The sequence below is a fragment of the Chimaeribacter californicus genome, assembly GCF_002858675.1.
In the GTDB taxonomy this organism is placed as follows: domain Bacteria; phylum Pseudomonadota; class Gammaproteobacteria; order Enterobacterales; family Enterobacteriaceae; genus Chimaeribacter; species Chimaeribacter californicus.
Genome location: NZ_PJZF01000002.1, coordinates 319249 through 342087 on the forward strand (window position 1 = coordinate 319249; position 22839 = coordinate 342087).

16 protein-coding genes and 1 tRNA gene are annotated in these 22839 nt (G+C 47.4%); 10 read left to right on the top strand and 7 right to left on the bottom strand.

Translation table 11 applies throughout. The annotated features are described in order from the left end of the window. Positions 1 to 71: 71 nt before the first annotated feature. The 9 genes from CYR55_RS04455 (at position 72) to dndE (ending at position 9450) form a co-directional block, all read left to right on the top strand. A complete protein-coding gene (locus CYR55_RS04455; RefSeq protein ID WP_101814940.1) occupies positions 72 to 1004 on the top strand; it encodes a LysR substrate-binding domain-containing protein in 933 nt (310 codons plus the stop codon). A 101-nt stretch (positions 1005 to 1105) separates the two neighbouring features. After that, entirely contained in the window at positions 1106 to 1930 is an 825-nt protein-coding gene (locus CYR55_RS04460; protein WP_101814941.1) for an ATP-binding cassette domain-containing protein, read from the top strand. 12 nt (positions 1931 to 1942) lie between these two features. Beyond that, positions 1943 to 2779 (top strand): ABC transporter permease, encoded by an 837-nt coding sequence (locus CYR55_RS04465; RefSeq protein ID WP_101814942.1) that lies wholly within the window; start codon positions 1943 to 1945, stop codon positions 2777 to 2779. A 48-nt stretch (positions 2780 to 2827) separates the two neighbouring features. After that, complete coding sequence (locus CYR55_RS04470; protein WP_101814943.1) at positions 2828 to 3400, top strand: DUF1349 domain-containing protein; 573 nt, start codon at positions 2828 to 2830, stop codon at positions 3398 to 3400. A gap of 235 nt (positions 3401 to 3635) precedes the next feature. Next, positions 3636 to 3995, top strand: coding sequence for an endoribonuclease SymE (gene symE, locus CYR55_RS04475; RefSeq protein ID WP_101814944.1), 360 nt, complete (start codon positions 3636 to 3638; stop codon positions 3993 to 3995). Positions 3996 to 4384: 389 nt separating this feature from the next. Next, positions 4385 to 5470 carry a DNA sulfur modification protein DndB gene (gene dndB, locus CYR55_RS04480; RefSeq protein WP_101815029.1) on the top strand — a complete coding sequence of 362 codons (1086 nt, stop codon included), beginning with the start codon at positions 4385 to 4387 and terminating at the stop codon, positions 5468 to 5470. Beyond that, positions 5467 to 7104, top strand: a complete 1638-nt coding sequence (gene dndC, locus CYR55_RS04485; protein WP_101814945.1) for a DNA phosphorothioation system sulfurtransferase DndC — start codon at positions 5467 to 5469, stop codon at positions 7102 to 7104. The genes dndB and dndC overlap by 4 nt, the downstream gene beginning before the upstream one ends. Continuing rightward, positions 7094 to 9091, top strand: a complete 1998-nt coding sequence (gene dndD, locus CYR55_RS04490) for a DNA sulfur modification protein DndD (RefSeq protein ID WP_101815030.1) — start codon at positions 7094 to 7096, stop codon at positions 9089 to 9091. Before dndC ends, dndD begins: the two co-directional genes overlap by 11 nt. Then, a complete protein-coding gene (gene dndE, locus CYR55_RS04495) occupies positions 9091 to 9450 on the top strand; it encodes a DNA sulfur modification protein DndE (RefSeq protein WP_101814946.1) in 360 nt (119 codons plus the stop codon). Before dndD ends, dndE begins: the two co-directional genes overlap by 1 nt. Positions 9451 to 9500: 50 nt before the next feature. Here dndE and CYR55_RS04500 read toward each other — a convergent pair whose 3' ends face one another. The 6 genes from CYR55_RS04500 to CYR55_RS04520 all read right to left on the bottom strand — a co-directional run bounded on the left by CYR55_RS04500 (position 9501) and on the right by CYR55_RS04520 (position 19847). Next, a complete protein-coding gene (locus tag CYR55_RS04500) occupies positions 9501 to 10709 on the bottom strand; it encodes a DGQHR domain-containing protein (protein ID WP_101814947.1) in 1209 nt (402 codons plus the stop codon). A gap of 2 nt (positions 10710 to 10711) precedes the next feature. Next, positions 10712 to 11215 carry a hypothetical protein gene (locus CYR55_RS23285; RefSeq protein WP_146000945.1) on the bottom strand — a complete coding sequence of 168 codons (504 nt, stop codon included), beginning with the start codon at positions 11213 to 11215 and terminating at the stop codon, positions 10712 to 10714. Then, positions 11215 to 16320 (bottom strand): DNA phosphorothioation-dependent restriction protein DptH, encoded by a 5106-nt coding sequence (gene dptH / locus CYR55_RS04505; RefSeq protein ID WP_101814948.1) that lies wholly within the window; start codon positions 16318 to 16320, stop codon positions 11215 to 11217. Before dptH ends, CYR55_RS23285 begins: the two co-directional genes overlap by 1 nt. Continuing rightward, positions 16301 to 17623, bottom strand: a complete 1323-nt coding sequence (gene dptG / locus CYR55_RS04510) for a DNA phosphorothioation-dependent restriction protein DptG (protein WP_101814949.1) — start codon at positions 17621 to 17623, stop codon at positions 16301 to 16303. The genes dptH and dptG overlap by 20 nt, the downstream gene beginning before the upstream one ends. Before the next feature lie 4 nt (positions 17624 to 17627). After that, on the bottom strand, positions 17628 to 19277 hold the full coding sequence (gene dptF, locus CYR55_RS04515; RefSeq protein ID WP_101814950.1) for a DNA phosphorothioation-dependent restriction protein DptF: 1650 nt from the start codon (positions 19275 to 19277) through the stop codon (positions 17628 to 17630). Between the two features lie 485 nt (positions 19278 to 19762). Then, positions 19763 to 19847, bottom strand: a tRNA-Leu gene (locus CYR55_RS04520). 238 nt (positions 19848 to 20085) lie between these two features. On the opposite strand from CYR55_RS04520, the gene ampH reads away from it, so the two are divergent. Further along, on the top strand, positions 20086 to 21234 hold the full coding sequence (gene ampH, locus CYR55_RS04525; RefSeq protein ID WP_101814951.1) for a D-alanyl-D-alanine-carboxypeptidase/endopeptidase AmpH: 1149 nt from the start codon (positions 20086 to 20088) through the stop codon (positions 21232 to 21234). Between the two features lie 323 nt (positions 21235 to 21557). On the opposite strand, the gene CYR55_RS04530 is transcribed toward ampH, so the two are convergent. Beyond that, positions 21558 to 22799, bottom strand: a complete 1242-nt coding sequence (locus CYR55_RS04530; protein ID WP_101814952.1) for a sugar MFS transporter — start codon at positions 22797 to 22799, stop codon at positions 21558 to 21560. Positions 22800 to 22839 lie beyond the last annotated feature (40 nt).

A 22839-nucleotide genomic window follows, 5' to 3' on the forward strand; every position in this document is an offset into this window, starting at 1 on the left:
TGATATTTTTATCGCACGCCTGTTTCTTTCTGTGAAGGGGCGGCTAAATTATCATGGTATAAGGCAGGCTTATGGCAGGGAAATTAGCGTTACCTCCGTTACAAATGCTGGTGGTATTTGAGGCGGCCGCGCGTCACGGTAATTTTACCGCCGCCGGAAATGAATTAGGTTTGTCGCAACCGGCGGTGAGCCAGCGTATTCAGGGCCTGGAAAATTTACTCAACGGCCCGCTGTTTGAACGGCGTCACCGTGGGGTGCAACTCACCGAGTCCGGCAATGCGCTTTACCAGATTGTCCGCGCCAGCCTGACCGAGATCAGCGAGCAGATTGAACGCACCCGGCACCAGCGCAGCACCCTGCGCATCGACACCGATATGGGCTTTGCCAGCTACTGGTTACTGCCGCGGATGGACGCCATTCAGGCGCTGATCCCCGGCGTGGAGGTGCAGGTTTCCACCTCCCCCAATGACTACGATTTCCGCGACAGCCACGCCCACCTGGCGATCTATTTCGGCAATGGCAACTGGCCGGGAACCCAAGCGCAGAAGCTGTTCCCGGAGGATGTGGTTCCGGTCTGTAATCAGTCACTTATCCGCAAGATGAGCATCACGCCCACGCCCGGCGAGCTGTTGAACTTCCCGCTGCTGAAGCTGCCGGAGACGCGCCCGCAACGCTGGCTGAACTGGGAAGACTGGTTCCGTTTTCAGCGGGTGCCCGCCCACGCGCACGCCGGGTCACGCACTTTTAACGCCTACTCGCTGGTGATTCAGGCGGCGGTGGAGGGGCAAGGGATCGCGCTCGGCTGGCGGCCGCTGATCTCCTCATTGCTGGCGTCAAAACAGCTGGTGGTCTGTGGCCCGGAAGTCCGCACTGAACGGGGCTATTACCTGATTTCCGCCAGCGGTAAACCCGCCTCTGCACAGCAGGAGAAAGTTTCCCACTGGTTATTAAATGAGGCCTGGAACTTTCATCATCAACCAGCCGCATTGCCGGATTATAAATAAGTAAATGCAAAATATGTCTATCTGCCTGCGTAAAATATTTACCTGACGCCGTTTATTTTAGGTTAGCGTGAGTGCGTTCCCCGATAATATGTGATGCTGCCATGACGCAACCTATCATTGAATTACGCGACGTTGATAAAAATTATTCTCCCCCGCCGGGGAAGCGGTTATTTTCCCGGCCGGATACCACGCCTACGGCCAATGCGTTAAGCCAGATTAACCTGGAGATTTTCCCGGGTGAGATTTTTGTGATTGTCGGGCTTTCCGGCTCGGGTAAATCGACGCTGCTGCGCACCCTGAACTTCCTGATCGCCCCGACCCGCGGTGAAGTGCGCTTTCAGGGGAAGCCGCTCGGCACGCTGACCACCGCGGAGATGATCGCCCTGAGGCGGCAGCAGATCGGCATGGTGTTCCAGTCTTTCGCGCTGTTTGAAGAGCGCACGGTGCTGGATAACGTCGCGTTCGGGCTGGAGGTGGCCGGGGTGGCCCGGGAGGCGCGGCACCAGCGGGCGCACGCGATGCTGGAGAAGGTCGGGCTGGCGCAGGTGGCCGCGCACTATCCGCACCAGCTTTCCGGCGGGATGCAGCAACGGGTCGGCCTGGCGCGGGCGCTGGTGGTGAACCCGGCGGTGCTGTTGATGGATGAGGCCTTTTCGGCGCTCGACCCGATCATCCGCCGTGAGATGCAGTCACTGCTGCTGGCGTTGCAGGAGGAGCAGCAACGCACGGTGGTGTTCGTCACCCATGATATGGAAGAGGCGCTGCGGCTCGGCACGCGCATCGCGATTATGCAAGAGGGGCGGCTGGTGCAGGTCGGTTCCCCGGAGCACATCATCAACACGCCCGCCTCACCCTATGTGCGGCACTTTTTCTCCGGCGTGGACACCGCCCGCTGGCAGTGGGCGGAGAGCTATGGCCATGTCTGAACAGGTAACGGTATGTCACATCCTTTAGATTTCAGCCGCCAGATCGACAGCGGCATTCATGCGCTGCTGGTGCATGCCGGTGGTTTTTTTGACGGGCTTTCCGCAGGCATTGATGCTTTTTCCGGCGGGCTGGAGACGCTGCTCGGCTGGCTGACCCCATGGGGGCTGGTGGCGCTGGCGGTCGGCATTGGTGCCTGGCGCATCGGTAAAGGGTTTGCGCTGTTTGCCCTGCTGGCGACGCTTTACATCGTTTATAGCGGCTACAGCGAACACGCCTCGATCACGCTGGCGCTGACGCTCTCTTCGACCTTTTTCAGCCTGGTGCTCGGCATTCCGCTCGGCATCTGGAGCGCGCGCCGGGCCACGGTGGGCAGCGTGGTGCGCACGTTGATGGATTTTATGCAGACCATGCCCGCGTTTGTTTACCTGATCCCCGCCACCATTCTGTTCGGCCTCGGCCGCCCGCCGGGGATTTTCGCTACCATCCTGTTTTCGATGCCGCCGGTGGTGCGCCTGACCGATCTCGGCATCCGCCAGGTGAACGCCGCACGGATTGAGGCGGGCCTCGCCTTCGGCTGTACGCCGCGCCAGCTGTTGTGGAAAGTGCAGCTGCCCGCCGCGCAGCCCGCGATTATGGCCGGGGTGAACCAGACCATTATGATGGCGATGTCGATGGTGATTATCGCCTCGATGGTGGGTGCCGGTGGGCTGGGCAATGACATTCTCAGCAGCATCCAGCAGCTTGATATCGGGCTGGGGCTACAGAGCGGCATTGTGGTGGTGCTGATGGCGATCCTGCTTGATCGGCTGTCCGCAAGTTTTGCGCGGCGCAGCAGCGAAGGCGCATAAGATCTTCTATTCTCGGTAGACCCGACCCATGCCTGCCCCGGAGAACCGATGCGCAACGCTTTTTCCTGGATTAACGAACCGCAACAGTGGCACTACCAGAACGATAAATTAACGGTGGTCACGGATGACCATACCGATTTCTGGCGCAAAACCTGGTACGGCTTCGAACGCTTTTCCGGGCATATTTACGCAACAGATGCGGCCGACGATTTCACCTTTCAGGTGAAAGTGTGTGCCGACTTCAACACGCTCTACGATCAAGCCGGGATTATGCTGATGGCCGACGAGCATCACTGGCTAAAAGCGGGCATTGAGTACAATGACGGCGCGCCCGCTATCGGCAGCGTGCTGACGCTCGGCCACTCCGACTGGGCGACCGGCATTTTCCCCGGCGACCCGCGCACCTTCTGGCTCCGCCTGAGCCGCAAAGGCGACGGCCTGCGGTTACAGTACTCCACCGACGGCCGGCACTGGCCGCTGTTGCGCTTAAGCTATTTCCCGGCAGTATCTGTAAAAGTGGGTGTGATGTGCTGCACGCCAGAACGCCGCGGATTAGAGGTCGAATTCTTAGATATGGCACTCACCCCGCCGCTGGATAAAGCGCTGCATGATTTAAGCTGAAATAATAAGGCACGCGTTTATTGCGTGCCTTATTATATTTAAAACCCTCAGACTTCTTTTATTTACCCCAATAAAAAAGGAATACATGTCGCATTATTTCGCCGATGATTTTCATTTATTTTCATCTGGCTTTTCATCACGTAACTGGCTATTTTTACAGGGTAATTAAGCGCGGCAAAGATGTGGTGCAACACACCTTTACCGCTGACCACAATAACTAATCGAGGTAGTCAAAATGGCTGCACAGGATTGTATTGCAGAAAATTCAGTAACAGAAGCCACCCAGGAGACTATTCGCCGTTTAAAAGTCAGTTATGCGAGCCGTTATCCAGATTACACCCGAATTCCGGCGGTAATTATGAAAGGCAAGTGGCTGGCAGCGGCAGGGTTTGATACCGGCACAGAGGTGGATGTGCGGGTGATGAAGGGGTGCATTGTGCTGATGGCGAAAGAAGTGCCGGAGGAGAAACCGCAGGACGAAGCGGAACCGGAACTGATGCAGGCACTGCGCCGGGTGGGGAAACTTTCGAAGCGGAAACAGAAGCAGGTGTGGGCGTTTATTGATGGTGTCTCCGGAAGTTGCAGGCGGGGGTAAACAGGTGTTGAGGTGGGGGGGTGTCCCGGCCGAAGGCCGGGATGGTTGGTGATGTTGAGATCTTATAAAAGCAAACTAGTGAGGCTAAATCACACATAAGCATCGTAGTGCTAATGGTTAAGATGCTCCGATCTTTCCACAGTAGGTTCACCCCCGCTACCAGATGAAGGACTGAATGATCGGCGTTGGAAAGCTAGCTACTTTTGGAGTTCTATACGTCAGAAGACCTGGAAGTGGCTCTGACGTTGCACCTAAAGCAAACATCTATTATTAATCTACCCAGATTATTGCCCCATAGTTAGACTTCTCACGTAATAAATCCCTCATCCGCTTCAAAATACGTAATAAATCACGTACCCTATGTTATTCACACAAAGCGAAACATGTATATGGCCTACTTTGACACTGACTATTGCTACTCCTTCCCTGCTGTTCGAGGCATGCAGGCGGGGCGTCCCTTCTACATTGCAACTTGTCCGATGCGCATCATTCCTAAGATTTTTAGCTTTGATGAGAATGAAGTTCCGCCCGAACTCCGGGCGCAACGTATACTTAACAAGTCAAGAATTCCAGAAATGGTGCGCTATCTTCTTGAAAATCCTAACGACTATGTCTTCTCTGCATTAACAGCTTCTATAGCTATTGATGTCCAATTTGATGAATTTTCGGGCTCGAATAACCTTGGTACGTTACGTGTTCCAATGGAAGCGCAGATTCTCATTAATGATGGGCAACATAGACGAAAAGCAATCGAAGATGCACTTGAAGAGCGCCCAGAGTTGGGACAGGACAACATCCCTGTCCTGTTTTTCGTGGATGAGGGCTTAAAACGTAGCCAGCAGATGTTTGCCGACTTAAACAAGTATGCCATTCGCCCTAGCCCATCGCTGTCAGCGTTGTATGATCATCGAGATATCAGCTCTAGCCTGGCACGCTGTTTAGCCATGTCTGTTGAACCGTTTATTGGGCTCACTGAGCTAGAGAAATCCAGCATTAGTGCGCGCTCTAACAAGTTATTTACGCTTAGCAGTATCAAACAGGCAACACGCGCCTTGTTGGGTAAAGATCCCAAAGAAGATAATTTCGAAGAGAATACACACATTGCTACGCTCTACTGGCGAGCGATTTTCTATATTATGCCGGATTGGCAACTCGCTGCCAAAAAAGAAGTTTCTGCTGCACAACTACGTCAGGAGTATGTTCATGCTCATGGTATAGGCCTTCAGGCTCTCGGTCTTTTAGGGAGAGCTTTACTGATAGAACACCCTGAAGATTGGCAGCAAAAAATTGCTGAGCTTAAAAGCTTTGACTGGCGTAAAAGTAACCCCGAATTAATTAAACGGGCCATGCAGCATGGCAAATTAAGCAAAACCAGTACCGCTATCCAGCTAACCTGCAACGCACTGAAAATTGCACTTTCCCTTCCTCTTTCTCCTGAAGAGCAAGAGCTTGAAAATCAAATGGTTGTATTATGAGCGAACTTATTCAAGCCTATGATTTGGCCGAATACGAAGATTTTATTAATAAAGAGAACTTTGCTGGACGTCCATTAGCAGAGTATGTCTCTGAAGTTCAGCGCATCTACTGTACAGATAACCGCCCATGGGTGATTGGCTATAGCGGCGGTAAAGACTCCTCCGCGGTTGTAACATTGGTATATTTGGCATTGTTAGGGCTTCCGCCAGAAATGCGTACCAAAGATGTGTTTGTCGTCTCATCCGATACGCTGGTAGAAACACCTGTGGTAGTCGATTTGATCAAAAAAACCATGTTGCAAATTGAAGCAGGTGCAAAACGTAACAAGCTGCCCATGACTCAACATGCGGTGACACCAAAAACTCACGAAACATTCTGGGTAAATCTATTAGGTAAAGGTTATCCAGCGCCGACCCGTAGCTTCCGTTGGTGTACGGAACGCATGAAGATCAATCCAGTCAGCGATTTTATCAAAGATAAAGTTAGTCAATTCGATGAAGTTATTGTGGTGCTTGGTTCGCGCAGCAGTGAAAGCGCAACACGCGCGCAAGTTATAGCTAAGCATAAAATTGATGGTTCTCGGCTTGCACGTCATACCACGTTGCCGAACGCTTTTATCTACACTCCAATTGATACCTGGGATGTAGAAGATGTATGGAAACTACTGCGAGGTGCATTCCGGTATGCTCAGGATAATGAGTTTGAAGAGTGGGAAAGTCCATGGGGAGGAAATAATCGCCCCCTTTGGACACTATATATGGACTCTTCAGCACAAGGTGAATGCCCATTAGTGATCGATGATAGTACGCCTTCATGCGGCAGCTCACGCTTTGGCTGCTGGACTTGTACTGTTGTCACAAAAGATAAAGCAATGGAAAGTCTCATCCAAAATGGTGAAGACTGGATGTCTCCATTACTCAAATATCGCGATTTACTTGCATTCACAACTGATCCTGTCAATAAAGATACCTTTCGAAATTACAAGCGCCGCAGCGGTAAGGTAAGTTACCAATATGCCAAAGAAGGTGAGGAGATCAATGCAGAACGTAAGCATGTCCCCGGCCCTTACTGGTTAAAATACCGTCAACAATGGCTAAAACAGTTATTGGAAATAGAGCGCGATTTAAATGCACAAGGCCATACTATTTCTTTGATTTCAGAGCCAGAATTGCATGCTATTCGTCAAGAGTGGTTAAAAGATCCTAATGAGCCCGATTGGTATGATTCTTTGCCTGATATCTATCGTGAAGTCTACCAAAAAGATTTAGATTGGGTAGTCGACGATCAATCACGATTTGATGCTAGTGATGCAGATCTATTAGTACAGATTTCACAAGGTTTTGACGTCGAACCAGAGATGGTAATGAAGTTAATCGAACTTGAAATATCAATGGAAGGGCTAAGTCGCCGCCAGGGAATTTTTGACAAACTCGGCAGCATTCTTAAACAGGACTGGGGCAGTTTGGAAGAAATAAAGCAACAACAAATTATGCTACAAAAACGTAGTGATCGAGATATTTATCAAGAAGAAGTGACAAAGCTAGAAAGCGAAATTCAGATTTTGCAGCGCAGAATTTCTGAGGCTACTAATTTATCAGTTTTGACTACTGAGGGTAATGAACATGCTGATTAAACAACTGGTATTGCGCAATTTCCGGGTGTTTAATGGCACGCATATTATCGATCTCGCACCCAAAACACGTTGTGATAATAATCCACGCCCTATAGTGTTATTCGGTGGTTTAAATGGCGCAGGGAAAACGTCTATTTTATCAGCTATACGATTAGCATTATATGGCAGACTAGCTTTTGGACTCGCTACTCAACAACAAGAGTATATTGAGCAACTCAGTACACTCATTCATCATGGTAATCATGCTACTGAACGCCCAGAAGAGGCTGCCGTAGAGCTCACCTTTACTTACAATAAAGGAGGGCAAGAATCTGAATTCACAGTAACCCGTACTTGGAAAAATGGTAAGAAAGACCGCCTTTCATTGCAACAAGATGGCCAGCCTCTTAATGAATTAGACTATGAGCAATGCCAGGGTTTTCTTAATGAACTAATCCCACATGGCATAGCTGATCTATTCTTTTTTGATGGTGAAAAAATCGCGGAATTGGCTGAAGATGAATCAGGTAACATATTGCGGACTGCGGTGCGCCGTTTATTGGGCCTGGATCTCATCTCCAAATTACGTAACGACTTAATGATTTTTGTTAAGCGCCAACAATCTAGCCAATTGGTAGGCTCTCAACAGCAGCAACTTGCAGAACTCGAAACCCAAATTAAGCAGTTAACTTATAAAACTGAAGAGCTTCTGGAAAACGCTGATTTTACGAAAACGAGAATTGATTTTCTATCTAAAGATATTATCCGCTATGAAGGGTTATTAAATGCACAGGGTGGAGCTTTTGCTCAGACTAAGGCGCAGGAGAAGCAAAAAGTCGATACCTTGTTAAGAGATAAAGAGAATTTAGAAAAAGCATTACGTCAAGAGTGCGATGGGACACTACCCTATGCTCTCGCTCCTAATATCTTGTCCCAGTTGCTGGAAAGGATTGCTAACGAAGCACAAATTAAGCAAGCGAATAGTTTTGAGAAAGAATTAAACCAGTTTTTAACTCTACTTAGAAACGATATTGCATTGCGATCCAGCACCACAAGTAAAATCGCTACAGAAGCCATTACTGATAATCTAAAAGAGTATATGGCAACTAAACCTCAAGGCGATTTGCTTTTTGATATTTCTGAACGTGAAGCGGGTATGCTTCAACAAGCCATTGAGCAGGAAAGTAAAAAAGCGTGGCAACGTTTTGATCTTTATAGGAATCAGCTCGCTGATGTAGAAAAACAGTTAGAACAGGCTGCCGCAAATATTGCTCGTGCCCCAGAAGATGAACAGCTTCTCGATATTTTTGAAAAGTTGCGGGAGCTTGACCGGCAGCGGGAGGCATTGCGCCAGAAATATAGTTCATTATTAGAAGATGCTAAGCGTACAAAACAGCAGCAACTTGATTGCGTCCGTCAAGTGCAAAAAGTACATGATGCAGTACGTAATCAGCATGGCTTTAGCAGCGCCTTTAAAAATGCTCAGGAAACGATAAACCTGCTTGATCGTTATAGTGAAGTATTGACCCAGGCACGAGTAAAAACACTCTCTACAAATTTTGAAGTAGCTTATCGAAAGTTAGCACGTAAAGAGGATCTACAACTTAATGCGCATATTAACCCCGAGACGTTCGATGTAGAGCTGGTTAATGAAAAAGGAGCAGTCATTAACCGTAAGTTACTTTCTGCGGGTGAAAAGCAAATTTATGCTATAGCCATTCTTGAAGCGCTTGCAAAAACGTCGGGCCGAGATCTGCCTGTGATTATTGATACTCCGTTAGGGCGTTTAGATTCTCAGCATCGTGATAAGTTGATCAACCACTATTTCCCATTTGCTAGCCATCAGGTTGTCTTACTGTCCACCGATACAGAAGTCGATGAGCGTTACTTTGTCGATCAGTTGAGAGATGATATTTCTCATGCCTATGAGATCGTATTTAATGCTAATACTAAATCATCTACGCTTAAGCCAGGGTATTTTTGGGAATTAACTAAGGAGGCCATCTAATGCTCCCCAATCGCATGCAACTAAGTCGTGAGACTGAGGAACAACTGAAAAAGTTAAAAGTGTATACGGGCATCACCCCTAACGTTGCTGCCCGCTTAGCATTTTTTCGCTCGGTAGAAAGTAAATTTCGTTATTCGCCTGAAATGGATAGTAAGAAGCTAGATGGGTCATTGGTTCTGGATAAAATTACATGGTTGGGCGAAACACTGCAAACCACGGAACTAGTGCTAAAGATGCTTTATCCACAAATAGAACAGAAAATGCTAATTAAGGTCTGGGCGGCGCATGTCGAGGATGGGATTGCTGCGTTGAGAAATTATAAAAGCATAAAACATATAGTACTTGCGTTAAAAAATTAAAAAATAGAGACAGTCATTGTACACATTTACAATGACTGTCGTAATTTTCTTTACTTCAGGATACGGATATATTCTTGTAACTCGTTTGGATCCTTTACTTCAAGATCTACAATGTCGATAACACCTGAAGCAAGCAACAAAGTGTTCTTTAGCCTAACTCTTAGTTTCGTTTGGACACCAAAAAATGAATCGTTGAAATTAACCTTAGAACAAAGAATAGCCATACTCGGAGTAAATTTAATATTTTTATTCAAAATAATCTTTAAGAAATCAAATGTTGCATGCACTCCCAGTGTCTTATTAAAAACCTTATATCTACCTAAATATTTATTTATGATCAAGAAAAAATCATTAATTATATTAAAGATCGTTTTATCTTGAGATTTTATATAAAGCTCTCTTAGGGGTGCATTACTTTTAACTCTAGAAAGCATAGTTCTGTTACGTCCATCACCTATTTTTTTAGTATGAAGCAACTCTCTATCTGATTTAGGGTTATTAGTAATCAGAGATAAAATACCATCTATTATTGATGCCATTGATATAGATGTTGATGATGATGAGTTTTCAACCCCGAGTTTAATTTTCCCCTTAAAAGGAGAATCTGCATCTTTTTCTAAAACCCTAGCAAAATAAACAGCTAAAGTTTCCGGTGACCAAGTTTCAGGTTCCCCTTGCTCTATATCAAATTGAAATAAATTATAAGCTAAATTTTTATCAACTCTTTTTTGATTGATATTTATATTTGTAAATATTCGCGCATGATATGCTAAAGGTAGGTCTAGATAAACCGAGCACAAGAGCTCCATGCTTTTAGCTTTGGAGTTTTCAAAACCGAATACCCTATGCTGACCATCAATTATTGAAGCAAGTTTCTTAGAAGATGGAATAACTATATTATAAAAATCATTTCCAACTTTTTCTATATACCATCTTTCTTCAGGGTTTGTTTCTAGGCCGCCATCCTCGTGATAATTAACCCCCAAAATAATAGAATTTGGAAAACTTGCATCAATTGTTTCTGTATAGGCTCGGATTTCTTCCAATCGCTTTGGAGTTCTTTTCCGTTGATTGCCTACCAATTTATTAATCACCCCACCTAAATAACCAGAGGATGCCTCATCTTCATCATCTAATATTTCAGCTTTAATTGTATAACTAACTTCCAATAAAGTTTCTGCACTTATTGACGCGACATAAAACTCACCTAGTGGCTGTATTATTTTCAATGCAGGCAAGCGCAAAGGATAATTATTCATTGTTATTCCTTATCTGTTATCAGGTCTTTTCTAGCACTTTCAAAACCAACCGGGGAGGCAGGAGCAGAAGAATCATCATGATCAAATTTTTCATCATTGACATTTGCCAGCAAAAAAAGGAGCAATGTTAAAAAAGCTCCAATATTCAGAGAAATTGAATTGCCATGTTTTATGTAATAATATCCAAGCCCACAAAAAACCAATGCTATAGCTCCGATTAACAGCCCCAATGATTTCAAATATTTGCTAACAGACGAACTTAGCATAACCTCTATAGCTAAAGTGCCCAATATTGCAAATGAATAGGTAAATACATTTTGACTTTCCATAAAAACTGGATTCGGGTCATCTGAAGAGAAGTAAGGTAACCAAATACCAACACCACCAATGAAAATAACACCAATAAAAAAATAAACTAAAAATGCAGGGCTCTTTATAGCGTTGCATAAGCGAGATGAAAACTCATCCAAAACGTCCCCCCAAGGATTTGGTCTTTTTTTAACCATTATTCAATCCCCTTTGTATGTAATTCATATTGCAACTCCCAAAATGCCCTATCGCGCATCTTCTTAACCTGTTTATCTCCATCTACATACAAGCTAAAATGTTTCTCCAGTTGCCGAATCTGCCCCATCAAAGACTCCTGCTCACCTTTATCATCGATGTTAAATACCGCCTTGATATCCGCATTCCTAATCTCAGATACGCGATGAATCACCCAAGTCAAGATATAGGAGGCGTAATTATTTTCTCCAGTTTTGAAGTGGGTAATCTCCTGCGTTGACAGGATTGCGCCAACTCCATATTCACGGCCTTCCTTAAGAATTTTACGCAGGCTGGCAAAATCCTGCCTCATAAAGTTATCGGCTTCGTCAACTAGGATCATTTTGGTTAGCTGACGGTAATCTCCTCGCACAACAGGTTTGCCTCTTTTTTGCATTTGTGCGTAAAACAAATCCAGCGTCAGGGCGACCACCAGGTTTTGAATCTCAGATGGATAGCCCGCCAACTCAATAACAATGACGCCATCAACCAAATCATACAAGCTAGTCATCTTTTCAGGATTTGTTTCAAAAATTTGGAAACCTGCCAGATTATAAAGTGCAGCGTACAATGAATCTTCGTCTACTTTTTCCTGAGCTAAATACTGTTGCCAAACATCTTCGATTGTCGGTGCGGTACGGTTCCAGGTTGTACGATCATGAGGAACAATCCCTGCAAGGTCGTAACAATCCATAATCAACGTAACCAACTTCATCCGTTGTTTCACACCAAGGTTATAGGCTTTCCCCATCGTTTCAGAGAATGCCATTGCCGTATGTCTGGGCAACATTGGCATATCGCCAAATAGTGATAACGGATTATAAGGCAACAAAGATAACTGGTATTTCTTAGCACCCGTCGCCTCCAGAAAAGCTTCATCTACATAGTCCGACTTATAATCGAAGATCAATAAACCAATCGGCTTACCATCAACGTTACAGGACTGATTGCGCATCAACTGTGTGACTAGCGATTTGGTAAACTGGGTTTTCCCGGTACCCATCGTCCCAATAATACCGGTATTGGTATTCATGAACTTCGCTGTGTTCGTTGGCTCCCAATACAATGGGCTCTGACGCACAGCATCATGACCAAACAGGATTTGCAGCGGTGCACCGTTGATCTCAGGAGGGAGCGATGGTGCAACAGGCTGTTGCAGTTCAGGCTCGGGAACCGCTTGCACTTCAGTCTGAGAAGGTGTTTCTGCTACCGACTCAAGCTGGTACGGCGATAACTCACACCCTGGCTTCAGCCGGTATTTTTCCGGCACGTGATAGCGTTCGGCCAGCAGTGATTGCTCTCCCTGCGTGGAAATGAGTGACGGCAGCAGTGAATAAGGGATCTCAATCTGTAAAATATTATCCGGCGTCACTTTATAAGAGAGATCAAAGCAGCTCTCACTGTCTACGTGCGCTATTACAAAGCCATCCGCGTAGTCGGCAAGTTCACCTAACTGGTAGTCGCCGGTGAGCCACCACTCGCGTCGTGCCAACAGGGGAGCCAGTTTGTCGTTATCCAGCACGCCATATAGACGCAGCTTTTCCACCTGCATTAATACCTGGCGAATAAAAAGTGCTCGGTACAGTTGTGATGCCAGCGTTTGTGGCCCCAGGATATCCTGCTGTAAGTAACGCTTCAGTTCACGAGCCTGCTGCCCGGCATAGTTGTAATCAGGCCGCGCGCCCGTTTTTACTTCCAGCGGTAACAGGTAAAGGCTGTTTTCTTTGAAACCTACAAAGAGCACATCATCCGAAATCGCACCTTTTTGGTAACCCTGTAAGTGGCGAGATAAATCACTTTCTTTCATTCTCAGTCCGACGTTACCGGACACACGGATCATTTCGGCCACCGATAGTGGAACCCAGCAAATATCGGACTGATGCAGCATGGACTGCACGAATTTATACGCGCCAATAATGCCGTGCTTCTCTTTGCGCTCCTTCTCGTTTGAACGCAGCATTTTCAGCAGCCATTCACCGTTAAAGGCATTAAATTCAGCCAGCAGGTGCTGGCTGCCAACGGAAGGCTGCCCGGTCTGATTTTCTGTCTGAAGTAAACGCAGGAACAGCTCGACCTGTTTTGTGACGGTCACGGCATCATAACCCGCACAACTGGTGTACTGGTCAGAGTAGTGGATAAGCACCACATCTTTCTGACTGGTAAAGAAATCGAGTGTGACTTTGGGGTCGATAATAGTGGTCCAGAGTGAGCTGTCATAAGAGTAGTCGAGCAACTGCTTAAAATTGCCACTCACTGCCAGGCTGATTCCCTGACCGTGATACTGGCTGTTACTTTGACGCGCCGGTTGCCACAGCCCCCCCAGCAAGCGTGCAAGGCGCAGTGTGCAATAAGGTTCAGTATCAACATTACGCAAGCCAAAAGCGGTAAAATAGGCATCGCCCTGTATTTCCGCCCCTTCGCCAGCAATAAGCCCATGGCATAACACCCCGCTGGCGGCGTCTTCAATACGGATCTGACGGCAATCAACCGGTGCGGTATTTGTAAAAAATGCCAGATGAGCGTAGGCCAGTTTGTCACTTTCCCGCGGCAAAATAAATTTACTGAATGTTAAGCGGCTGCGCAGCAAATCGATCAGCATATCGGCTTCTGCACGCCATCCACCGCTGTTCAAGCCAAGATCATTTTTAAGCTGTTCATAACTACCGCTTTCGGCAAAATGGTCAAACGCATTGGGTATTAGACGTTCATCATAGCAGTTTACATGTACTGAAATAGCGCGCTCTTTTTCCTGCTTGAAGTACTCCACGACCCCTAGAAATAACTCTCTAGAATACCCCTGGTTAATTCCATTGATAATTAAAGCATTGTTACCAGATCGTTGGAATAATCGGGAATAGGCATCCGTGAATTCGTTAAGTTTATCTTTTACCAGTCTCTTAACATAGTCATGACTCATTTGGCGCTGTGGAATAATGTCAATCCAGAAACGATTTTCCACTACTGGCTGTAGCTGCGCATATTCATGTTCACTATGGTATACAAAAGGCATTAATCCAGAGACAACTAGGCGATCGAGGGTAATTGATGGTAATGAGGCAAATGAAGCCGATGTCGAGTGCTCTGACTCTGTGAGGATGGTTTCTGCCAATTGCAAATGATAAGACAATACTAATGGATGCAATGGAGAAAGACGCTCATGCGTTTCACCCCGGCAGATCCCCAGATGCAATAGCCTTTTTTCCTGTATTGTTAATGCCCTACTTAGACCAATTTGTTGCAACGCCTGTTCAAAAGTAGTGACTACATGGCTGACCAGCGCACGATATTCTGCTGACCATGATACCAGGCTTGGCAGAGTGTTACGCCGCTGATAATAAGCCAGTAGTTGATGGTATGCATTATGGAGGTCAGGATAGCTGGCAAGAAGTTCATCCAGCGCAAATACACTGTTGTCACTGCCTGCCCCGAGGATGCCCCGTTCAATTAGTGAGGCTTCTAGTATCAACAACTGCTGACGCACACCGACCACGTTATGTTCGGTATTATCCAGAATGACGCGTCCTTTAATCCGATTCCAAGTCCCATTTCCCTCTTCTTTGAAGAGCTTATTGAAACGGCTCTGATCAAAAAGCAGTGGTAATGTTAATCCTTCAGAAGCTCCTGGCCCTTCAATATTAAGTAAGAGACGTGAATCACCTGAAATTAGCGCGAATTTGATCAGCTCACTTTGGTTCGCTAATGTCTCAAAATTCACCCGAGCATAATGCCGGCAGTTAATGTCATCGCTATCTTCATCCAGCGTACATGTCTGCTCGCCTGTCTCCGCAATACGTAACTCATTATCTTCCAGCTGCAAAGTTAGCTGGTCTTTACCCGGCTCAATGCGGTAACAGTGTTGGATCTCATTCAGCCAGAATTGCCCTTGTTCAACTATCAGCAGGCGAAACTTATACTCCTCCGCCGAGTTATTGCGGTTGACTATTTCGAGGCTAAAGAAGCAGGGGTGCCCGTCGAAAGGTACTGACGCCATAATCCGGGAAGATTTTCCTCCGGCCCGACTGGTACGCCAGAAACGCTCTTTCTGTAACCGGCGATGATGAGCAATTTTTATCTGGTCATCCTGAAGATCGTTGCTCTGAAAGCTGAATTCCAGTTCGACCTGCGATTGTCCCGGCTGTACCTGCACTAGGACACTAATATCACGCTTACCCACCTTACTGATGCTTTTTGCTCTTTGCCAGACTTCACCGTTTTCAACGCAGATATTTTCCAGTACCAGTTTCTGTTCGCTGTTTTGCGCTTTTTCATTCTGGTAGACAGAGAAATCAAGCTCGCGCCAGTCGTCTGTATCGACAAAATGTTTCTGAATAAATTTGGTACTGAACTCAGTCAGCACGTTCTCCAGTTGCCCACTGTAACGCTCGATGCTGTCCTCTATCTGGCGATATAACTTCTGGTTTTCATTTAATCGGGAGCGTAACTGTTTACCGCTAAAGTTCAGTAATTGACTATCGTTGAATAGTTTTAGCTCAGAGAAATCCAAGTTACCGTCTTCCAGCAGACGGTATAACGATGAGAAACCAAATACGGTTGCACCTTCATCTAGTATCGTTGTCAATTGATCGCTTAGTAAACAGCGGGATACTTGTGAGTGATTACTGTCCGTTGTGATTAATTTTTCGAGTTGATAACGGAAGGTTTCGGGATGCCAAATAGCATCTGGAGCAGCCACATCTTTGGTACTATTGAGCAAGGTATCCAGCATGCTGTTATGAATAATCAATAACGCCGTCTGGGCAAATACGCCATTGCGGCCGGAAACCTGATCGCGCAAATGAGAAATATAGTTTTCCGTAAATGCGGGCGCGGTAGTACCGTGCAGTACCGGAATAAGCTGAATACCGTTACATGATACGTAAGAGAGGTACTGTTCCGGCGCAATCTCTAATGTATTTCCATCAGCCAGGTAATCGAAAGCCTCCCAGAGTTTTAAGGCGTTGTCAGGATCGGGAGATTTGAACTGGTAGCGCTCACCTGGCTGGATGGTGCTACTAACCCATTCAATGAAGGTTTCCGCTAGATAAGTTTCATACTGTTTTACGGACATATACGGCGTCTCCACTGTCACTCATTCGCTCCACGTTCCCCATGCGTTCATAAAACGCTATCAACGTTTGTGTAGACTGGTTATCCAGATAAAATCCGCGTTGCTCAAAACCGTGCAGTAGTTCATGCAACCGAAGTTTTTTGTTTTTACCTACGGTAAGGTTTGTCAGTAACAACAACCGATCCTGATTAAGCACCAGCACTTTTCCCGCCCGGCCACGCACTTGAATAAATTCCGTACAAATCTGGTTTTCCAGCTCATTAATGTATTTACGATTTACCGATGCTCGTTCTGATTTCTTACCTTGAAACTGTTCAACCGCAACCGATAGTAGCTGTTTGAAAGCATCGTCCAGGTTTGTAGCTCGCTCACGAGAGGAAAGTTGGCGATCCTCAATAAACTCCTGCAAGTACTTGTTAAGGGAATTTAATATCTGCTCAGAAGGCTCTGAATAATTCATAACATCCTGATAGACCTGCCATAAGGGACGCTTTGTCGCTCCTTTCCCCCATTGCAAAACCTCTAGTGCAGAGAGCATCGGGAAAAGTTTTTCACTGTGGCTAGCGAACCATTTATAGCCAAAACGCTTTATTTGATCTCGCTCTGAACTGGCTTTTTCGGTATCGAGGATAAAAAACAAAGATTTGCTTTGTGGCTCACCATCCCGCCAATTATCCAAGTTGAGTGCCAATTGAGCGCACCAGCTAAAAGCATATAAACGCAAAGTATTAGTCAATTCTTGCAAAAGATATTGCGGGTGCTCTGCCAGAAATGCCAGATCTGATTGGAAGCACGTTGCCATATAGGGAAGGTAAGGTTGTTCTTTAGCAAACGGGCCTTCCCCTAACCGTTTTAATTTTTCATTGAGTTTATTCAGCATTTGCTGTTCGACAAAATTCAGTTTGTCCTGGATCGGGTGACCAAGTCTAAAGTCCTTCATTAGATTGGCAAATAACGTTCCAAGGCGTCTGTCTGCCGCAGAGCCTGAGCTTATCTTTTCAGCATCGAACTGGGCGTGGAACAGCAAAAAAAGTGGCGAGACATGAAAAATATCCTTGCTAGAAAAATACATCCGCTCTAGCACAGTCCAGAAAGCGGGCTCATCAATCAATGCTTGCAGGTGATTTTTGCAATCCTCACGAAATTGCTCAAGATTATATGTGTCGATCTTATACTTCACGGCATAACTTAGCACTAGACCGGTGACAATCTGCCAGTCAATATTATTGTTTTTATTACGTATTGGTAGATAGCTATCTAGTAGGTTGTTGCCAACTTTTAACGTTGTTGCAATGGGATACATGATATTATCCCTCCATGCCACTAATGGTGATAATGTCGTCATCCGCCCTAGCGCTGTAAACTTTCTGGGCGCCCTCATAAAATTTTATTTCACTACTGGATTTAGCCTGTTCCGCAATCAGTTCAATCATTTCATCAAGCAATACAATTGCGCTCTTGTCATATTTATTAGGGCGATAACCATTATTCAGTTTAGTCAATAGCTCAAATAAATTAAGCCCGATACGAAAAGGTAACAGCGGCTTTTCCCCCACTTTTAGATGAATATTGAAATAAGTTGGGTGAGCAGTGTTTTTCCTGAGAATGGCATCCCAGTCCGGTTTCAGCGCGACAGGTGCGGTGATTTTAACTCCACCAAACTCGCCTAAAAAGAATTCATCTTTTTGCGTAATTAATTCAGGAGCTTTGCGGTTTGCGTAGCGCTGGATACCCGCAATAAGCTCGAAAGAATAAAATCGATTCAATGACCTTTTCTGCTCTAGGTTTCCAGTATAGTTTTTATGTAGATGCCAGATTTTCGAATAAGACTCAAAAATTATTTCATTAAAAAATGCTGAAAATTTTCTATGGTAATCATTTCCCAATGATTCATATTGTAACAACCAGAACATTCGAATTAAGGAGGCTGCATCCCCTGCTTTAACGTCCTGGCGATCAAACTTAATGTGCAATTTCCCAAGCTCTATTAAGAAATCATCTAGCTCGGGATCAGGCAAGCCAAGCTCATAACGTAAAATGAATTGATCTAGCTCATAGGTATGTAATCTAGCAGGATCAAAATCAGAAATTTTTCTGATTAAATCGTTTTCTAAGTTGTTAAAGAGGTTATCAAATAGGTAATCCGGCCCCATGAGCAAATGATGTATAAAATCTAGCAGCGTTCTGGTGGTAACAAACTGGTCTTTAATTAATCGAGCCTTAAAGAGTTGTGTGATCAATACGTCTTGTACGCCTGACATGCAAAGCAACTTGAAATTAACGACTTCTTTTAAATCAGGATTAATTGATTCATCTCTCCTAAAAATGAAATGGAAAAGATTACTGTCATCATCGCAAGTTAAGTTACTTAATAACTGCTTAATAAATGGTGAGTACTGTTTACTTTCATCAAAATGAAATTTAGGATACTGTTCGAAGTCAAAAAATGTACAATTTCCATTTTGATAAGGCCGACTTTCATTCTGTTGCTTCAATAAGAATGAGTCAATCGCAGAACGGATGGCTTGATGGCAGTCAGCACCTTCTCTAGCAAAATTAGCGAGCATGCCCGTGTTGATTCCGACGAGCAACGGATGTGACTGTTGGTGATGATTCCCAAATAACTCGTTTAAAGCTTCAATAGCTGATTGTTGCGGAGCGAAACTATGTGTGGCATCCAGATGAAAATTAAATCGTTGTTGATTGCGTGGAGCAGACTGACATCGGGTTAAAATTTCAGATTTTCCATCACCACTACTGCCACATAGAAAAATGATTTCTCCAGGCATCGCTACATCCAAGTGACGTTGCAGATCAGTCTCAATGTCCTGTTTAACAAAGAGTTGTTCTTTTAGCCGATCGAAATTATCCTTTTGCCGCTGTGTCACTGTCGTGACGGAAAACGACGATGATTTCGCAAGTACACCCAACGCTTTACGTAATGTGATTGCGCTCATAACCGAATGTTCTCTAATAATAAATAATAACTATTTTATATAAATAATTTCATTATCTCTACCCTACTTTGTAAGGTTTTTATTAGTGTTGCTTGCCCCATTTAGCCAGGCAACTAAGCACTGCATCCCAACATTCTGTCGAAAATTTATATCGGAGAGGCGTATAGGCTACTCTGCTTTGACGTTTCACATTCAGTCAATTAGTTAATGTTACAGAATTTTCTTGTGTTTGATACCCATCTATATGGGCTTAAGGCGTATATCCAGAGTTATGTTCTCGTTAGCTCGTCTGCTACCCCAAAACAGATTTCGTCCAATTAACTAGCTTCAGGTCATAACTCTAAGACATGACTGTTGACTTTAATCTGAATACCTTTCCTTTGCCCCTAATGACTTGAATAACATGAGCGGTCGCAAAGACCAATAATCCCCAACCCCCAAAAACAAAAAAACCACCTCGCGGTGGTTTGATTGTTCATACTCGATGGTGCCGAAGGCCGGAATCGAACCGGCACGCCTTGCGGCGGTTGATTTTGAATCAACTGCGTCTACCGATTTCGCCACTTCGGCACTGAAGTAGTATGCGGAAAACGGGTGCATTATACCTGCCCACGATCGCCATGCAACTGTTATCCCTTTTGTCTCCGCTTAAGTGACGAAAAATTCAGCGCTTCATCATCCTGCCCCACCGGGCGTGCGCAACGCGGGCGTGAGGATTGTTCACACTTTTTTTAGTATCGGCCGCATTTTCTGCCTGCCAGATGCGGCAGTTGCCATTATGATATTCGCCACTTGTCTCTTGCCTCTCATGGAAACCAGATTGGCTAAATTACTCCCCTCTTTATTGCTCGGGCTGGTCGCGGCGGCGTTGCCAATGCGTGGCTTTGCCCAGGCGCAGCTGACCTCGCAGGTCGTGGACAGCTTTGCAGAGCACATTTTCTATAACAGCGGTGCGATGGGTATGGCGCTGGTGGTGATTGATAACAACCAGCAAGTGTTCCGCAGTTATGGGGAAACCCAACCGGGTAATGACCTGCGCCCGCGGCCGGACTCGATGATCCGCATCGCCTCGCTGACCAAGCTGATGACCGGCGAAGTGATGGTGAAACTGGCGGATGAAGGTAAAGTCCGGCTGGTGGATCCGCTGAAAAAATATGCACCGCGCGGTGCCCGTGTGCCTGCCTATAATGCGCGCCAGCCGATTACCCTGCTGAACCTCGCCACCCACACCAGCGGCCTGCCGCGTGAGCAGCCGGGCGGCAAGGCCGGGCGCACGGTGTTTACCTGGCCGACCGAGGCCAACCGCTGGCAATACCTGCGCTCCGCCAAGGTTACCGTGCCGCCGGGCGTGCATGCCGCTTACTCAAACTTAGGCTATGACCTGCTGGCCGATGCGCTCTCCAACGCCACCGGTAAGCCCTACCCCACGCTGCTGCGTGAGAAAGTCACCGGCCCGCTCGGCATGGTCAACACCACCTTCACGCCCACGGCGGCACAGTGCGCCCGGCTGATGGTCGGCAAAGGCAGCAGCGCCTGCCGCAGCACCCTTGCGGCGGCGGGCAGTGGCGGCGTCTACTCCACGCCGGAAGATATGCAACGCTGGATGCAGCAGTTCTTAGCCTCTAACGGCCGTGCGCCTTCAATCGTTGCCACGCGTGATCAGACCATGTACTTCCGCCGCAGTGAACTGGTGTCACTGAAAGGCATGGACGTACCGGGTCAGGCGGATGCGCTCGGGCTGGGCTGGGTGACGATGGCCGCGAAAAACGGCCGCCCGGCGATCATCCAGAAAACCGGCGGCGGTGGCGGGTTCATTACCTATATGGCGATGGTGCCGAAGAAAAACATCGGCGTGTTCGTGGTGGTGACGCGCACCGAACTGACGCGCTTCACCAATATGAGTGACGGGGTAAACGATCTGGTGACGGCGCTGGTGAATAACAACAGCCATGACTGACGCGTGACTTATATACCTACAGCAACTCACAACGCCCAATAACAGAGGAAACAGTGGACGAGGTTCCCGGAGGGATGCCTCGCCCGCTGGTCGCCCCGTGAGTCTCCAGACTTACCGCGACGCCCCCACAGCGGCCTATGCGCTTTTAGTCCTGTCGCAACATATCTCACAGCAACTCACAACGCCCGCTATTAGGGGAAACAGCAGACCGGGTTCCCGGAGGGACGCCCGGCCTGCTGGTCGCCCCGGGTATCGCCGATCCGGCAGCAACTGGCAACGGGTATCGCCGATCTGGCAGCGGCTATCGCCAAACTTATTGCAATCTATACGCGCCCCGCCCTCTGCGCCCGGCGCTGGCTCAGCCCATACACAAACACCACCGCGAAACAGGCCATCGGCAACAGGTAGGAGATCGCCGTGTGGTAATGGTCCGCCAGTGCGCCCATGAAGTACGGCATAATCGCGCCGCCGACAATCGCCATGATCATGAATGAACTGGCGCGCTTGGTGTGAACGCCCATGTTCTTCACGCCCAGCGCGAAAATGGTCGGGAACATAATCGACATAAAGAAGAACACCGCCACCAGCGCAATCACTGACACGTTCTCAATACTCATCACCACCAGCCCGCACAGCACGATATTCACCAGCGCGTAGAGCATCAGCAGCGTGGTGGCCGCCACGCGCCCCATCAGCCAGGTGCTGAAAAACCGCCCGACCATAAAGCTGATCATCGCCACCGACAGCAGATACGAGGCGCTCTGGTTCGACACGTTATGCCAGTGCTCGGTGGCGTAGTTGATAAAGAACGCCCCCACGCCGACCTGCGCCGCCACGTAGAAGAACTGCGCCACCACGCCACCGACAAAATGCCGGTGCTGCCACAACCCGCGCGGTGCTTCCCCCGGCACGTCGCCGCTCTCACGGATGTCCGGCAGCCGGGTGCGGCTGAACAGAAACGCAATCACCAGCACCAGCCCCGCAATCGCCACATAGGTGATCTTCACCGACTCCTGCCCGCTGCCCGGCGCCTGCGTGGCGGAGAAAAACAGCGTGCCGCCGATCATCGGGCCGATAAACTGCCCCAGCCCGTTAAACGACTGCGCCAGGTTCAGCCGCCGCTCCGCCCCGGCCGGGTCACCCAGCACCGTGGCATACGGGTTCGCCGCCGTCTCCAGGCAGCCCAGCCCGCTGGCAATCACAAACAGCGCCAGCAGGAACAGCGCAAAACTGTTGGCAGACGCAGCGGGCACAAACAGCAGCGCGCCCAGCGCATACAGGCATAAACCGACCAGAATCCCCGCTTTATAGCCTTTACGGTCCATAAACAGCCCGGCGGGCAGCGCTACCAGGAAATAGGCACCGAAATAGGCCGCCTGCAACAGGCCGGACTGCGCCTTGGTCACATGCAACGTCTCCTGAAAGTGTTTGTTCAACACATCCAGCAGCCCATACGACAACCCCCACATAAAGAACAGACTGGTGACCAGCATCAGCGCCCAGCGCCCGCTGGTGGCCAGTTGGCCGGTATTGGCCGACAGTGACGCACTTTTATTGACTAGCATGTTAACTCCTTGATCCAGGTTGGATAACGCATCATTGGCG